General features: G+C 72.8%; 20 protein-coding genes. 12 read left to right on the forward strand and 8 right to left on the reverse strand.

What is annotated here, in order from left to right:
- The first annotated feature begins 7 nt into the window (after positions 1-7).
- Complete coding sequence (locus tag H7A69_RS00220; protein ID WP_182045236.1) at positions 8-766, forward strand: SDR family NAD(P)-dependent oxidoreductase; 759 nt, start codon at positions 8-10, stop codon at positions 764-766.
- A gap of 107 nt (positions 767-873) precedes the next feature.
- Here the strand turns inward: H7A69_RS00220 and H7A69_RS00225 are convergent, their stop codons facing one another.
- The gene (locus H7A69_RS00225; RefSeq protein ID WP_182045237.1) at positions 874-1842 is read right to left on the reverse strand and encodes an AraC family transcriptional regulator; all 969 of its coding nucleotides are present in this window, start codon (positions 1840-1842) and stop codon (positions 874-876) included.
- A gap of 83 nt (positions 1843-1925) precedes the next feature.
- On the opposite strand from H7A69_RS00225, the gene H7A69_RS00230 reads away from it, so the two are divergent.
- Positions 1926-2276, forward strand: a complete 351-nt coding sequence (locus H7A69_RS00230) for a VOC family protein (protein WP_182045238.1) — start codon at positions 1926-1928, stop codon at positions 2274-2276.
- Positions 2277-2361: 85 nt separating this feature from the next.
- Here the strand turns inward: H7A69_RS00230 and H7A69_RS00235 are convergent, their stop codons facing one another.
- Positions 2362-2631, reverse strand: a complete 270-nt coding sequence (locus H7A69_RS00235; RefSeq protein ID WP_069712609.1) for a GlsB/YeaQ/YmgE family stress response membrane protein — start codon at positions 2629-2631, stop codon at positions 2362-2364.
- Positions 2632-2836: 205 nt separating this feature from the next.
- Here H7A69_RS00235 and H7A69_RS00240 point away from each other — a divergent pair, with 205 nt between their 5' ends.
- Both H7A69_RS00240 and H7A69_RS00245 read left to right on the forward strand, forming a co-directional pair.
- Positions 2837-3538 (forward strand): hypothetical protein, encoded by a 702-nt coding sequence (locus tag H7A69_RS00240; RefSeq protein WP_182045239.1) that lies wholly within the window; start codon positions 2837-2839, stop codon positions 3536-3538.
- Positions 3539-3639: 101 nt separating this feature from the next.
- Positions 3640-4002: a hypothetical protein gene (locus H7A69_RS00245; RefSeq protein ID WP_069712607.1), complete on the forward strand. Its 363-nt coding sequence runs from the start codon at positions 3640-3642 to the stop codon at positions 4000-4002.
- Positions 4003-4044: 42 nt separating this feature from the next.
- Here the strand turns inward: H7A69_RS00245 and H7A69_RS00250 are convergent, their stop codons facing one another.
- Positions 4045-4698 carry an NAD(P)-dependent oxidoreductase gene (locus H7A69_RS00250; RefSeq protein WP_182045240.1) on the reverse strand — a complete coding sequence of 218 codons (654 nt, stop codon included), beginning with the start codon at positions 4696-4698 and terminating at the stop codon, positions 4045-4047.
- A 61-nt stretch (positions 4699-4759) separates the two neighbouring features.
- Between H7A69_RS00250 and H7A69_RS00255 the strand changes: the two genes are divergently transcribed.
- Positions 4760-5368, forward strand: coding sequence for a TetR/AcrR family transcriptional regulator (locus H7A69_RS00255; protein ID WP_182045241.1), 609 nt, complete (start codon positions 4760-4762; stop codon positions 5366-5368).
- Here the strand turns inward: H7A69_RS00255 and H7A69_RS00260 are convergent.
- The 3 genes from H7A69_RS00260 to H7A69_RS00270 all read right to left on the reverse strand — a co-directional run bounded on the left by H7A69_RS00260 (position 5355) and on the right by H7A69_RS00270 (position 7934).
- Entirely contained in the window at positions 5355-6338 is a 984-nt protein-coding gene (locus tag H7A69_RS00260) for a TerC family protein (protein ID WP_069712603.1), read from the reverse strand. The two genes, H7A69_RS00255 and H7A69_RS00260, sit on opposite strands and share 14 nt — an antisense overlap.
- 67 nt (positions 6339-6405) lie before the next feature.
- Positions 6406-7335: an NADP-dependent oxidoreductase gene (locus tag H7A69_RS00265; RefSeq protein ID WP_182045242.1), complete on the reverse strand. Its 930-nt coding sequence runs from the start codon at positions 7333-7335 to the stop codon at positions 6406-6408.
- A 152-nt stretch (positions 7336-7487) separates the two neighbouring features.
- A complete protein-coding gene (locus tag H7A69_RS00270) occupies positions 7488-7934 on the reverse strand; it encodes a MarR family winged helix-turn-helix transcriptional regulator (protein WP_289458095.1) in 447 nt (148 codons plus the stop codon).
- A gap of 165 nt (positions 7935-8099) precedes the next feature.
- On the opposite strand from H7A69_RS00270, the gene H7A69_RS00275 reads away from it, so the two are divergent.
- From H7A69_RS00275 to H7A69_RS00305, 7 genes are all read left to right on the forward strand, one after another.
- The gene (locus H7A69_RS00275; RefSeq protein WP_182045243.1) at positions 8100-8753 is read left to right on the forward strand and encodes a hypothetical protein; all 654 of its coding nucleotides are present in this window, start codon (positions 8100-8102) and stop codon (positions 8751-8753) included.
- Between the two features lie 240 nt (positions 8754-8993).
- Positions 8994-9878, forward strand: coding sequence for a S26 family signal peptidase (locus H7A69_RS00280; RefSeq protein ID WP_182045244.1), 885 nt, complete (start codon positions 8994-8996; stop codon positions 9876-9878).
- Positions 9875-10729 (forward strand): LamG domain-containing protein, encoded by an 855-nt coding sequence (locus H7A69_RS00285; RefSeq protein WP_182045245.1) that lies wholly within the window; start codon positions 9875-9877, stop codon positions 10727-10729. The genes H7A69_RS00280 and H7A69_RS00285 overlap by 4 nt, the downstream gene beginning before the upstream one ends.
- A gap of 171 nt (positions 10730-10900) precedes the next feature.
- Entirely contained in the window at positions 10901-11338 is a 438-nt protein-coding gene (locus H7A69_RS00290; RefSeq protein WP_182045246.1) for an ester cyclase, read from the forward strand.
- A gap of 81 nt (positions 11339-11419) precedes the next feature.
- A complete protein-coding gene (locus H7A69_RS00295; RefSeq protein ID WP_182045247.1) occupies positions 11420-12151 on the forward strand; it encodes a copper resistance protein CopC in 732 nt (243 codons plus the stop codon).
- Entirely contained in the window at positions 12148-12882 is a 735-nt protein-coding gene (locus H7A69_RS00300) for an NUDIX hydrolase (RefSeq protein WP_411469341.1), read from the forward strand. The genes H7A69_RS00295 and H7A69_RS00300 overlap by 4 nt, the downstream gene beginning before the upstream one ends.
- A 26-nt stretch (positions 12883-12908) precedes the next feature.
- On the forward strand, positions 12909-13382 hold the full coding sequence (locus tag H7A69_RS00305) for a VanZ family protein (RefSeq protein ID WP_182045248.1): 474 nt from the start codon (positions 12909-12911) through the stop codon (positions 13380-13382).
- Between the two features lie 16 nt (positions 13383-13398).
- Here the strand turns inward: H7A69_RS00305 and H7A69_RS00310 are convergent, their stop codons facing one another.
- A complete protein-coding gene (locus H7A69_RS00310) occupies positions 13399-13800 on the reverse strand; it encodes an arsenate reductase ArsC (protein WP_069713236.1) in 402 nt (133 codons plus the stop codon).
- Between the two features lie 131 nt (positions 13801-13931).
- Positions 13932-14732: a DNA-formamidopyrimidine glycosylase family protein gene (locus H7A69_RS00315; protein ID WP_182045249.1), complete on the reverse strand. Its 801-nt coding sequence runs from the start codon at positions 14730-14732 to the stop codon at positions 13932-13934.
- Positions 14733-14770 lie beyond the last annotated feature (38 nt).

Here is a 14770-nt window from a genome sequence, read left to right on the forward strand (position 1 = left end):
CACCACCATGACCACGACTCCCTCGCTCCTGACCGGCCGACGCGCGCTCGTCACCGGCGGCTCCCGCGGCATCGGCGCCGGCATCGTCCGCGGCCTCGCCGCCGCTGGCGCCCACGTCGCCTTCACCTACTGGTCCTCCGAGGACGCTGCCCACGAGCTCGAACAGGAGGTCCGTGCCGCCGGCGGTCGAGCGGAGGCAATCCGCGCCGATGCGAGCGACCCGACCGAGGCGGCTGCCACGGTGCAGCGCGCCGTCGAGCTCCTCGGCGGCCTCGACGTCCTCGTCCCGAACGCCGCGCAGGCATGGTTCGAGCCCTTCGCCGACGCAAGCGCCGAACACATCGAGCAGACCCTCGACCTCAACCTCCGCGGACCGGCCTACACGGTGCAGGAAGCGCTCCGACACATCAGCGGGGAGGGCCGCATCATCCTCATCAGCTCGCTCAGCGCCGAGCGGGCACCGTTCCCCGGACAGACCGTCTACGGCATGAGCAAGGCAGCACTGACCGCCCTCGGACGAGGCCTCGCACGCGACCTCGGTGCCACCGGCAGCAAGGTCACCGTCAACGTCGTCCAGCCCGGACCCGTCGACACCCACGGCAACCCGGCGACGACGGACTTCGCGCCGGCGATGACCGCGATCACGGCACTCGGCCGGTACGGCACGCCCGACGAGATCGCGAACCTCGTCGTGTGGCTCGCCTCCGCGGAGTCGTCGTACATGACGGGGAGCGTCATCAACATCGACGGCGGCGTCTCCGCCTGACGACGCGCGGTGGCCGGGCGCGTTGCTCGGCCACCAAGCGTCCCACCGGGTCGCGCCGACGGCGCAGCGGACCCCCGGCGCGACGACCGACCAGCCCCGCCGGCCGACTACCCCCGCCGCCGCAGCGTCTCGCTCGGCAGCTCCCCGAACCGCTTCGCGTACGCCGCCGAGAAGCGCCCAGCGTGGGCGAAGCCCCAGCGCCGGGCGACCTCGGACACGGTGGCCTCGCCGACCGCGTGGTACCGGAGCTCGGCGCGCACCCGGTCGAAGCGGATCCCGCGGAGCACCGAGTTCGGCGACGCCTGCACCTGCCGCTGGAACCCCTGCTGCAGGCCGCGGATGCTGAGCCCCACGTGCTGCGCGACGTCGGTGGTGGTGATCGGCGACTCCGCGTTCGCGTGCATGTACTCGATGGCCTCCTGCACCCGGCCGCGTGCGCCGGGCACGTCCGGCACGGCCGGGACGACCGTGACGTGCGGGAACGTGCGGAGCATCACCGCCGCGGTCTGCCGCGTCGCCTCGGCCATGGCGAGCGGCGTCAGCGGCACCGGACCGAGCACGACCTGCGCGGTCGCCCGGAGCTCGGCGTTCCAGGCTCGGACCGCCGCCGGCCGTGGGACGGCGGCGTGGTCGAAGAGGAGCGGTGCCGGTTCGGTCCCGTACATCTCCGCCGCCACCCGCTCGAGCAGCCGGCGGTCGAACTGCACCACGTTCTGCCGGACGTCGGCCAGGTCGAAGCCGAACGGGCGGGTGCTCGGGAACACCACCGGGCGACCGGGGACGAGGGCGACCTCGTCACGTCCGGTGTCCATGACCCCGCCGCCGTCACTCACCCAGCTGACGAAGTAGTGGCTGGTCGCGTCGACCTCGCCGACCATGCGGGCGTCGAACCGCTTGGCGTCGAGTGTCAGCGAGGCGTCGCCGACCGAGCGGAACCGGTAGCCGAACGTCCGGTCGGAGCGTTCGGGCAGGAACCCGGAGGCGTCGTAGGCGGACTCGAACAGTGCGCGCGCCGCGTCGAGGTCGTTCCCGGACGACTCGACGACCTGACGGACGTCGGTCTGCACGGGACTCACGTGACCGATGCTCCCACGTCCTGCTCCGGACGGACCTGCGAGTGCGCTCGCCGGCACGCCGTTCCCGGGGGTAGCGTGCCGCCATGACCGTGACGGGCATCGGCGGGTTCTTCTTCCGGAGTCGGAATCCGGAGGCGCGTGCCGCCTGGTACCGGCAGCACCTCGGCGTGGACGCCGGGAGCGACCGGGCCTGGCACCAGGAGGCGGGCGCGACCGTCTTCGCACCCTTCCCCGCGGACACCGATTCCTTCGCCGGCGACCAGGCCGTCATGCTCAACCTCCGGGTCACCGAGCTCGATGCGCTCGTCGCGCGCCTGGAGGCGGCCGGTGTGCCGGTGGAGCGGCGCGCGGAGTGGGACACCGAGTACGGACGCTTCGTGCGTGTCCACGACCCGGAGGGGCTGCCGATCGAACTCTGGGAGGCGCCGTCCTGACGGCGTCCCGTTCCTGGTCACCACAGAACGGACGGGAGGCGCGGTGCCAGCTGGCACCGCGCCTCCCGTCCGTCGTGCTGTCGCGTCAGGCGCGGCTGCCGCGACGACCGGTGATGAAGCCCCAGATGACGAGGACGACGAGGGCGCCGAGGATCGCGATGATCCAGGACTGGATGCTGAAGAAGCCGTCGTAGCCGACGTTGAAGACCGCGCCGCCGATCCAGCCGCCGATGAGGGCGCCGATCACGCCGAGCACGAGGGTGGCGAGCCAGCCGCCGCCCTGACGGCCGGGGAGGATCAGCTTGGCGATGGCGCCGGCGATGAGGCCGAGGAGGATGAAGCCGAGGAAGCTCATGGGAAGTCCTTTGCAGTGTTGGTCGGTGTGGACGGTCGGGCACCGGAGTGCCGTGTGGGGGACGCAGCCCGCCGGTGTTGCCCGGGAGCCGCAGTCGGGAGTGACGCCGGATCGGCGTCCTCGTCTCGACCGCTGACTAGTTCGACTAACTACTTGTACCACTCGGGCCGTGCGCATGTTCGGGGTCGGGGGACAAGATCGGTCCATGCGTGACGGTGGCTTCGTGGTCGGATGGCGCGTGGTGCGCTCGCGGCGTGCGGAGTTCGTCGACGCGGGGAGGCTGCGACGGCGGACGGTGGTGTGCGGCGCGACGGCCGTGGTCGTCGGTGCGTTCCTCGTGGTCGCGGACGTCTGGGGGTCGTTGTCGAGCGGGTCCGGTGTCCGTGACGTGCTCGCCGTGGTCCTCCTCGCCGGCGCCGCGGGGTGCCTCGTCGCGCCGTTCGTGCGGGTGGCCGCGAGGGGTCCCGTGCCGCCCGAGGGGCTGACGGGGGACTGGCGCCGGCAGGAGCGCATCGACCGCCAGTTCGCGGCTCGGCCGCCCGAGATGTCGCCCGAGGACCGGGACGAGGTCATCGCCCGCGCGGATCGGTCGATCGGTCCGTCGACGGTCCTCGCCGAGCGGTTCGTCTGGCTGCCCGTCGCGTGGGTGCTCGGGTGGCTGGGACTCCTCGTCGCCGGAGCCGCGACCACCGACCGGGTGACGCTGCTGCTGGTCCCGCCGGTGTTCGCCGTGCTGCAGTCGGCGACGTTCATCGCGGCGGTGACGGGCGCCGGACGGGCGGAGGCCGCGCGTCGCCGTGCCCTCGCGATGCCGGAGGTACCCCGGCCGTCGACTCCGCAGCGTCGGCGTGCGGCGGGCGGCTCCGCCGTGGAGCTGCCGGGGGACCGGCCCGCACCGCCGGCCTGATCCGCCGGTCCGATCCGCCGGCCTGATCCACCCGCCTGATCCACCCGCCTGGCCCGCCGTCGTGGTCGGCACGGGCGTGCGCGACGACCTACCCTGGGCGGATGCTCTCCCGACGTGACGCCGCCGTACGGCTCGACATCCCCCTCGAGATGGCGGCCCGCCACGGGATCCCGTCGCACGTCAGCGAGGCCGAGCTCGAGCGGATCGAGCAGGACCCGCCCGCGTGGCTCGTGCAGTCGCGGGCGAACCGGACGGGCGCGAAGCGGGTGTGGGCCGACCTCGAGTGCGCGGTCTGCGGGTTCTCCGAGGCCGAGCGGCCGAAGAAGTGGTGGCCGGACTGGACGGTCCTGGTCTGCGACCACCACGACCTCGACGAGGCACCCCGCCCGGCCGCGGGCACCGAGCGCCGTGCGGTCTACGGCGTCGGCAGCCGGTTCGTCGCCCTGGTGGACGAGCCCCGCTGACCGGACGGACCGGGGAGCGGTGGACGGGTGAGCCCCCGTGGCTCACCGGCCCCGTCGGTAGGCGCTCCCGTCGCACGAGTGCACCGCATCGTCGTCGAACAGCAGCCGCAGGTTGTACGCTGCGCAGTCGACGAACGTCCCGATGCTGATCCACGTCGCCGACCGCCGGAGCACACCCTTCGAGGGTCCGTCCGACCCGATGCCCGCGCGGTGCGCCACCCATGCGAGGTCACGGGCCTCGGTGTCGAGGTACCGCATCACGGCCTCGTTGTCCCGGTGCTGCCCGTCGAAGGACCGCGCGATCGTCGAGCGGACGAGACGGAGCACCGGCATGAGCCGCTTGCCCGGCGCTGCGCTGAGGCCACCGGCCTGGTAGAGCAGCCGGCGCGTGCCGGAACGGCGCATGGCGGGGACGAGTCGGCGGACGAACTCGGTGTTCACGAGCCGCTCCTGCTGCGCCACCCGGTCGCCGATCATGAGCGCGACGCCGTCGACGCCGTCGAGCAGTGCGTCGAGGTCGAGGTCCGCGTCGATGCTCCCCTGGACGACCTCGAGGGCGTCGTGCCGGGCCGTGAGCTTGGCGGGCGTCCGGGCGACGGCGCGCACGCGGTGGCCGGCCTCGAGCGCGAGTCGGGTGAAGTGCTGGCCGGTCTGGCCGGTCGCGCCGAACACCAGCAGGGTCTGTGTCGTGGTCATGCATTCAATCTAGACACTGACAAGAATGTAGTCAATGGCTAGATGTCAGTAGGATGATCGCATGGCCGAGCGACCGTTCCACCACGGGAACCTCCGCACGGTGCTGCTCGACGAGGCGACGGCGGTGCTGCGCGAGTCCGGCGTCGACGGACTCTCCCTGCGTGACCTCGCGCGGCGCGCCGGGGTCAGCCATGGCGCACCTCGGAGCCACTTCGTCGACCGGCAGGCGCTGCTCGACGCCCTGGCCGAGGCCGGCTTCCAGCGGCTCACGGCCGACGTGCGCGCGGCGCTCGGGGAGCCGGGTGGCGACGTGCGCGCACGCTTCCTCCGCGTGGCCGGGGCCTACGTCGACTTCGCCATCGACGACGCGGCCCTCATGGACCTGATGTTCCAGGCCAAGGCGCAGGCGGGCGGCGGTCCGCCCCGGGTCGCCGAGGCGGCGGCCGAGCTGTTCACGGTGGTCGACAGTGCGATGGGCCCGCGCTCGGACGACCTCGATGAAGGTGCCCGAGATGCGTTCAAGATGCTGTTCGCGGCCACCGTGCAGGGGATCGCGTCGCTGGTGTCCTCGCGGCGCATCGCCCGCGGCGACGGCGACCGCCTGGTCGGCGAGGCGATGGAGATGATGCTCGGCTCCGCGCTCGCCGCCCGCGCGATCAGCGCCGGCTGAGCTCCCCGTCGCGCCGCATCCGCACCAGGCTGGCCCCGGTCGCACCCGCCATCGCGACGAGGATCACCACGAGGGACACCCACGTCGGGATCTCCGGCGCCCAGGCGAAGCCCTCGCCGCCGTTCAGGAACGGCAGCTCGTTCTCGTGCAGGGCGTGCAGCACGAGCTTCACGCCGATGAACGCCAGGATGAGCGCGATCCCGTACTTGAGGTAGACCAGGCGCTCGAGCAGCCCGCCGAGCAGGAAGTACAGCTGCCGGAGCCCCATCAGGGCGAAGACGTTCGCGGTGAAGACGATGAACGCGCTCTCGGTGATGCCGAAGATCGCCGGGATCGAGTCGAGGGCGAACAGCAGGTCGGTCGTGCCGATCGCGATGAGCACGATGAGCAGCGGCGTGAAGTGCTTCGCCCCGTCGTGCGTCACCCGGAACTTCATGCCGTCGAAGTCGTCCGTGATCCGCACTCGCCGGCGGAGCAGTCGCACGAGCGCGCTGTCCTGCTGCTCCGCGTCGTCGTCCTCGCGCAGCTGCTGGATCGCGGTCCAGATGAGCCAGGCGCCGAACAGGTAGAAGATCCAGGAGAAGTCCTCGATGAGCTGGGCGCCCACCAGGATGAAGATGCCCCGCAGGACCAGCGCGATGATGATGCCGAGCATCAGCACCTCCTGCTGGATCTGCTTCGGCACCGAGAAGCGCGCCATGATGATGACGAAGACGAACAGGTTGTCGATGCTCAGGCTGTACTCGGTCAGCCAGCCGGCGACGAACTGCCCGGCGGCGTCCCCGCCCGCGAACACGAGCATGAGGACGGCGAACACGAGCGCCAGTCCGACGTAGACGCCGACCCACGCCCCGGACTCCCGCAGCGACGGCACGTGCGGCCGCCGGGCGACGATGAGCAGGTCGACGAGCAGGATCGCGACCAGCGCGATGATGGAGCCGACCTCGAAGACGACGGGGAGCTGGGGCATCGTTCCAGTCTGGGGCATGCGGGGATCCAGCGGTGCACCGCTGGACCCCGTCGGCCGCGACGCGCGGTCAGACCGTCACGACGACCTTCCCCGAGATGCGTCCCGCCTCGGCCTCGGCGTGCAGTGCCGGCAGCTCGTCGAGCGTGATGCGCCGCGTGACCTCGACCCGCAGCGCGCCGGCGTCGACCAGGGACACGAGCTCCGTGAGGCGTTCGCGGTCCGGTCGCACGAAGACGGTGGCCGCACGGACGGCACGGTCCTCGTCGCCGGGCGTCGCCATGAAGGCCGTCGTGCTGACGACCGCGCCGCCGTCGCGGACGAGCGACACGAGGGCACGGAACGCCTCGGGGTCGATCGGCGCGAGGTTGAGGAGCACGTCGACCCGCTCGTCGACGACGTCGTGCAGGTCGGTGGTGGTGTGGTCGACGACCTGGTCCGCCCCGGCCGCCCGCACCGCCTCGGCGCTGCGCGGGCTCGCGGTCGCGACGACGTGCACGCCGAGCCGCTTCGCGAGCTGGACCGCGTACTTCCCGACGACGCCGCCGGCGCCGACCACGAGCAGACGCTGCCCGGCGGTCAGGTGGCCGTCGTCGACCAGGGCCTGCCACGCCGTGAGGGCCACCGAGGGCAGCGCGGCGGCGTCGACGAGCGGGATGCTCGTCGGGGCGGCGACGAGTGCGTCGGACGGGGCGACGACGTACTCGGCCGCGCCACCGTCGTGCTCCATCGGCAGGAACCCGACGACCGGGTCGCCCACCGCGAGGTCCGTGACGCCCTCGCCGACCGCGTCGACCGTGCCGGAGACGTCGTAGCCGGGGACGTGGGGGAGGACGACGGGGATCGGCAGGAAGCCGCCGCGCATGCCGCCGTCGGCCGCGTTGTACGCCGATGCGGCGACCCGCACCCGGACCTCGCCCGCGCCGGGCTCGGGACGCTCGACGTCCTCGGTGCGCAGGACCTCGGGTCCGCCGACCTCGTGGAACCGGACTGCCTTCATGATGTGCTCCTCCGTCGTGTGCTTCGAGTTCGAAGCATCTGGGGGAGACGCTACACCTGCTTCGAGTTCGAAGCAACAGGGAAGTGCAGAACGGCCTGGAGGCGCGTGGCGGACTCCGCCACGCGCCTCCAGGTCGTCCTGCTGGTCGCCGTCTACCCGCGCTCGCCGAGCGCGTCGGCCGCCTGTTCGTAGAGGCTCGTCGCCAGCGCGTTGAGGACCTCGTGCAACGCACCGTCGTGTGAGCCGTCGACGGCGCGGAGCATGGCGCCGTACCGGGTCCGGTAGTCCTCGACCACGGCCTCGCCCGCGGGCAGGAGGCGCAGCAGGGAGCCGCGGCGATCGTCGGGGTTGGGTGCCCGTTCGACCAGGCCGGCGGTGCTGATGCGGTCGACCATGTTCGTCACCGCGCCCGACGTGAGCCCGAGGTACCCGGCGACCTCGGTGGGGGTCGAGTACCCCGTGTCGCTGATCAGCACGAGGGCGCGGAGGGCGTTCTCGTGGATGCCGGCACGCGCGCTCAACTGCCCGACCAGGCTCGCGTTCGCCCGCACCACGGCGGCGAACGCGGTCATCAGGTCGGCGTCGTCGATCTGGGTCACTGGTCTGCTTCCGTCGGAGGGGGGGCACGGGGCGTCCCCCGCTCTGGGGTGAGTATACGAGTGGTCAACTTGGTGAACGAGTGACTATCTTGATCATTGAAGCAAGTCGGCCCGAACGACTTGCTCCCCACGCTCCCGACAAACCACCGAACGATGAGGTACACCGTGTCCACCAAGCTCCGCACCTCCGCGCTGAAGCGGATCCGTTTCGCCCCCGTGGCGCTCCTCGCCGGCATCTTCGCGGCCGTCCTGCTCTCGCTCTCCCTCACCGGCACGCTGTCGGGGTTCGCCGCGAGCATCACGAACAACGCCAACTCGGCCGCCACCGGCACCCTCGTCATGCAGGAGCAGAACGCCGGCGCGACCGTCACCTGCCTCAGCACCGACGGCGGCTCGGTCTCGACCAACGCCGCGACCTGCTCGACGATCAACAAGTTCGGCGGCAGCACGACGATGACGCCGGGCAACACCGTCAACACCGCGATCTCGATCAAGAACACGGGCACCGCGAACGCCGCGACCTTCACGCTCACCCCGGGTGCCACCTGCACGCAGTCGAACAACGGCGCCCAGAACGGCACCGCGACCGACCTCTGCGCCAAGATGAACCTCGTCATCACCTCGGGCTCGACCACCGTCTTCAGCGGCACCCTCGCCAGCTTCAAGGGCGCGGCGGCCTCGGCCTTCACGATGCCCGCGGCCCCGGCCGCCGGTGCGACCGTCCCGTTCAACTTCGCGGTGACCCTCGACCCGTCCGCCGGCAACACCTACCAGGGCCTCGCGGCCTCGGTCCCGATGACCTGGACCTTCACGGCCTGATCACCGGACGGCGCACCGGTGGGTCGCCCCTGATCCCGATCCGCCGGTGCGCGAGCACCACCCCCACCCCACCCCCCAGGACCGACGCCCCCCGACCGGCCTCCCCCCTTCCGGCCGGGTGACGCCCACCCCGGCGGCGCTCGCCCCGCCCCCCATCGGTCGAGCGCCGCCTCCCCCCCCCACACACAGCACCACGCACCTGCAGCCGCCCCGAGCGGCCGACCCCCACCGGAGCAGCACATGAGCCAGACCGCAGCGATCCCGCTCAGCGGCACGCTCGACCTGCCGATCCTGCGCGGGCGGGCCACCAGCCGCACCGAGACCGCCCTCGCCTGGGCCGTCGCCGCGATCGCCGCCGTGCTGCTCACCGCCGCGGTCCTGTTCCTCTCCGCCGGCGGCCGCTGGTTCGTCGTCGAGACGCCGTCCATGGGCCAGGCCGCCCCGGTCGGCACCCTCGTGCTCGACATGCCGGTCGACGTCGCAACGCTGCGCGTCGGGGACGTCGTGACCTTCTCGACGGACGCGAACCCCGGCGTGGTCTACACGCACCGCATCATCGCCGTCGACGCCGACGGCGGGATCCACACCCGCGGCGACATCAACGGCGCCACCGACCCGTGGACGCTCACGCAGGCCGACGTCATCGGCACGCCGGCGCTGCTCGTGCCGCACCTCGGCTGGCTGTTCCGCGCCGCACCGATCCTGCTCGTCGGCACCCTGCTCATCTGGACCCTCACGAGCGCGTTCACCGACCGGGTCACCCGCACCTGCCTCCGCATCGCCGGCGGTGCCCTGACCACCTCGTACGCCGCCTTCGTGCTGAAGCCCTTCGTCAACGTGACCACGATCACGAACACCTCGAGCCCCGACGGCGTCCAGGCGACGATCGTGTCGTCCGGCATCTTCCCGGTCCGCGTCGAGGCGCACGGCGGCAACACCGTCCACCTCGTCGACGGCCAGGTCGGCCGGGTCGTCATCGACGAGATCAGCCGGAACGGGTACTACCACCTGACGTCGAACATCGACCTCGACCCGGTCGGCTGGGCCGCGCTCATCGCCGTCTGCCTCGTGCCGCTCGTGCTCTGCCTGTCGGTCGGCCGCATCGAACCCGTGCGCGCCTCGTGATCGCCCGCTCCCTGCGCGACGGCCGCGTCGTCGCCGCCCTCCTCGTCCTCGCCCTCGCCGTGGTCGTCATGCTCAACCAGTTCGCGCCGACCCGCTCCGCCTACAGCGCGCGGGTCACGAACAGCGGCAACTCGGCGGCGACCGCGCCGTACTTCACGTGCTCGGCCGCCGTCGCGTCCGACGCCTCCGGTGCCCTCTTCGCGTACCGACTCGGCGAGGCGTCCGGTTCGACCACCGCCGTCGACGCATCGGGCAAGGCGGCGAACGGCACCTACCAGGGCACGATGACCGCGACGACGCCGAGCCCGAACGCCTGCGTCCGTGACACCGGCTCGTCGTACCAGCTCAACGGCTCGAACAGCTTCGTGTCGACGCCGAGGTCGGTCGTGAACCCGACGACCTTCAGCGAGGAGGTCTGGTTCCGCACCACGGTCGCCGGCGGGCTGCTCATCGGCTTCGGCAGCAACCAGGTCGCCACCTCGGGCCAGCACGACCGGCAGATCTACGTCAACACCGCCGGGCAGCTCGTGTTCGGCTCGTACAACGGCACCACGCAGGTGATCACCTCGCCGCGGGCCGTGACCGACGGTGCGTGGCACCACGTCGTGTCGACGATGTCGCCCGCGAACGGCATGCGGCTGTACCTGGACGGTACCCTCGTCGCCTCGAACACGGCGTTCACGGCACCGGAGAACTACACCGGGTACTTCCGCGTCGGGTACGACACGATCAGCGGGTGGCCGGGCGCTCCGGCGAACTACTACTTCACGGGCACCATGCGCTTCGCGGCGGTGTACACGACGGAGCTCACCGCGACCCAGGTCGCGAACCACTTCGCCGCCGGTCGCTGACCGCGGCCGGACGGACTGCCGGACGGGAGGCGCGTGGCGGGGTCGCCACGCGCCTCCCGTCCGTCGCGTCCCGCGTTCGCCGACCGGACAGCCGTCCCGCGGACGCCCCGGTCGTACACGGGGAGCGGGCGTAGTCAGGACGCTCACCGTCCGACCACGGGAGGAACAAAGATGAGCAAGGACGCGAACGCCGCCACACAGGAGCAGCTCGGGGGGATCCTCGAGGCCCGCGACTGGACCCGCATGCACGAGGCCTGGCACGAGGACGTCGTCGACCACGACCCGGCGCCCGGACAGGCGCCCGGTCTCGCCGGCATCGTCGACTTCTGGACCGAGTTCACGACGGCCTTCCCGGACCTCACGCTCGAGGCCGACCCGCTCGTCGTCACCGACGACTTCATCACCGCCGTCTTCACCATCCACGGCACCCACACCGGCCCGTTCCAGGGCCACCAGCCGACCGGTCGCGAGTTCACCGTGCGCGGCATCCAGGTGTCGAAGTTCGTCGACGGCAAGATCGCCGAGCGCTGGGGGTCGACGGACCAGAAGGGCATCGAGGAGCAGCTGCAGCTGGGCTCGTCCGACGTGCAGTTCGTCAGCAAGGCCTGACACCGCGGCTCCGCGAGGAGGAGCCCGGGTACGCTCGGGACGTCCGGTCCCTGCCGGGTCGTCAGCCGATGAAAGGCACCCGTGCGTCTCCGAGCCCTCCTCGCCAGCGTCGTCGTCGCAAGCGTCGTCGTCGCAGCGATCGCACCGATCGTCCTCGTCGCCGGTCCGGCATCCGCGCACGACGCCCTCGTCGGCTCGGACCCGGCGGCCGGTTCGAGCGTCTCCGGTGACCTCGACCGCGTCACGCTGACCCTGTCCGAGCCGCCGCTGTCCGGGCTGCAGACCGGGATCGTCATCAGCGTCACCGACGGCGGGGGAGCCGAACGGACCGTCGGCGACGTCCGGATCGAGGGCACGACCATCGCGAAGGACGTCGACCTCACCGCCGCCGGTGCGTACCGCGTGCAGTGGCGCAGCGTCTCGGTCGACGGGCACCCGATCTCCGGCGAGTACGGCTTCACGTCGACGGGTGCGACCGCGGCGACGCCGACCGCCGGTCCCACGACGGCGGCCTCCGAGCCGACCGCGACCGCGACGGCGACCGCGGACGCCGTGACGGGGACCACCGACGAGATCGCCGCGACGCAGGCAGCCGCCCCGGTCGGCGGACACCAGCACCACACCGTCCTGCTGTTGCTCGTCGCACTGGCCGTCGTCGCCTTCGCCGCCGTCGTCGGCATCCGCGCCCTGCGCACCCGTCGGACCGCCGTGCCCGCCGACTCTGCGCCGGCCGACTCTGCGCCGGCCGACTCTGCGCCAGCCGACGACAGCGCGGACGGCACCGACACGGCCGAGCACGGCACCGACCGGTGACGCCGGCCGACGGCGCCGGACCGGCTGACGCGGGAGGCACCGCACGTGCCGCACGTGCAGCGCTCGCCGCCGTCGCCGCTCCCGGGGCCGCGCCCCTCGTCCCCGCGATGCCGGCCACGCCCGATCCACGTGCGGCCGCGGTCCTCATGCTGTTCGGCGTCCTCGACCGCACGCCCAGCGAGCGCCCCGCCGCGGCACCGGCCGTGCACCGCGACCTCGACGTGCTGCTGCTCGCCCGCGCGTCGACCCTCCGCTCGCACCCCGGTGAGGTCGCCTTCCCCGGCGGACGCGTCGACCCGGGCGACCCGGACACCGTGTCCGCCGCCCTCCGCGAGGCCCGGGAGGAGACCGGTCTCGACCCGTCCGGCGTCGAGGTCCTCGGGACCCTGCCGGCCGTACCGCTCGCCCACTCGAACCACCTGGTGCAGCCCGTGCTCGGCTGGTGGCGGGAGCCCACCCCCGTGCGGGTCGTCGACGAACGGGAGTCCGCCGCCGTGTTCCGGACCCCCGTCGCCGACCTCCTCGACCCGGCGAACCGCGGTGTGACCGTGCTGCGGCGCGGTGGCCAGGAGTGGCGGGGGCCGGCGTTCACGGTACGGTCGGACCAGGGCGACCACACGCTCTGGGGGTTCACGGCGATGCTCCTCGACGCGCTCTTCGACCGGCTCGGCTGGTCGGAGCCGTGGGACGAGGCGCGGGAGCTGCCCCTCCCCGCTCCCCGGAGGACCTGACCCTGCTCTCCACCCTGCTCGTCCAGGTGCCCTGGCTCGCCTTCGGCGTCCTCGTCGTGGTCGTCGTCGTCGCCCCGTTCCTCGGGGTGCTGCTGGCCCGGGCGCCCCGGCTGACCCTCGTGCTCGCGGTGCTGGCGCTCCTCGCCGTGCTCGGGCTCACCCTGTACCCGGAGGGCTCCGCCTCGGACGCCGTCGTGTGCTCGGCGGGCCCGCCGTACCTCGCGCCGACCGCGGTCGAGTCGATCGCGAACGTGCTCCTGTTCGTCCCGGTCGTGTTCCTGGCCGGACTCCGCTCCGGTCGACCGGTGCTGATGACCGCCGCCGGCATCGGCCTGTCCGCCCTGATCGAGGCGGCGCAGGCGTTCGTCCTCGGCATCGGGCGGGCCTGTGACACGAGCGACCTGGTCACGAACGCCATCGGCGCGGTGATCGGCGGCCTGCTCGCCGCTGCGGCGCTGGCGCTGGCGCTGGTGCGTCGTCGGGCCGCACGCCGACGCTGACCCGGGCCGGCGGTCGCTAGAGCAGCTCGCCGAGCAGGGTCTCCACCCGGCGACGGACCTCGTCGCGCACCGGTCGGACCTGCTCGATCGGCAGACCGGCGGGGTCGGTGAGCGCCCAGTCCTCGTACCGCTTGCCCGGGAAGACCGGGCAGGCGTCCCCGCACCCCATCGTCACGACGACGTCGGCCTGTCGCACGGCGTCGGTGGTCAGGACGGCGGGCTGCTCGCCGGCGATGTCGATGCCCTCCTCGGCCATCGCCGCGACCGCGACCGCGTTGATCCGGTCCGCGGGCTCGGACCCCGCGGAGAACACGTCCACGCGGTCGCCCGCCAGGTGCCGGAGCCACCCGGCGGCCATCTGGGACCGGCCGGCGTTGTGGACGCAGACGAACAGGACGGCGGGCTTCTGGTCGGACACGGTCTGCTCCGGGAGGGTCGTCGGGGTGGGGGGACCCGGCCATCCTGCCGCACCGCGGTGAACGGCCGGTGCGCCGGACGGGAGGCGCGGGGCGGGCCGGTGGGGGAGCCTCCCGTCCGGCGCGTGGTCCGTCAGACGGCCGCCGGCTGACAGCGCGGGCACCACCAGACCCGGCGGGGCGGGGAGCCGACCACCTCGACGTCGTCGCGGGCCCGGACACGCGTGCCGCAGCGCAGGCAGGGACGGCCGGCGCGGCCGACGACCCAGTGGCGCTCGCCGCGGCGGAGGACGCCCGTCGTCACCTGGTACGCGTCGGGCGTCGTCGCCGAGTGCCGGAGCATCCGACGCGCGGTCTCGAGCAGGGGCGGCACGTCGACGGAGCCGATCGGCCGGTCGGGGTGGAGCCCGCGGATGAAGCCGAGCTCGTTGGCCCAGAGGTTCCCGAGGCCGGCGACCCGGCGTTGGTCGAGCAGGACCGTCCGCACCGGAAGGTCCGGGTCGGCGGTGCAGCGCCGGACCGCCTCGTCGAGGTCCGGGTCGTCGTGCAGCAGGTCGGGGCCGAGGTGTCCGACGGCGCGGTGCTCGTCGCGGGTCGGGAGCAGTTCGACCACGGGCAGCGCGATGCCCCACACCGTCCGGCCGTCGTCGAGGGCCATCCGGACTCGGGCCTCGCGCGCGGCGTGCACGGGGAGTCGGCGTCCGGCGGCGGTGACGGTCCACGAGCCGGTCATCCGCATGTGGGTGTGCAGGGTCGAGCCGTCGTCGAAGCGGGTCAGCAGGTGCTTGCCGTGCGTGGCGTGGGCGACGATGCGTCGACCGGCCACGGTCGCACCGGCATCGGGGCCGCCGCGGAGCTCACCCCGCGCGACCAGGGCACCGTCCGTGCTGCGGAGCCGGGCAGCCAGGCGGTGGACGGAGTCACCCTCGGGCATGCCGTCACGGTACGGCCGGCCACCGACAGCCCTGTCGG

The sequence above is a fragment of the Curtobacterium sp. ME26 genome (assembly GCF_903970945.1).
GTDB classification, from domain to species: domain Bacteria; phylum Actinomycetota; class Actinomycetes; order Actinomycetales; family Microbacteriaceae; genus Curtobacterium; species Curtobacterium citri.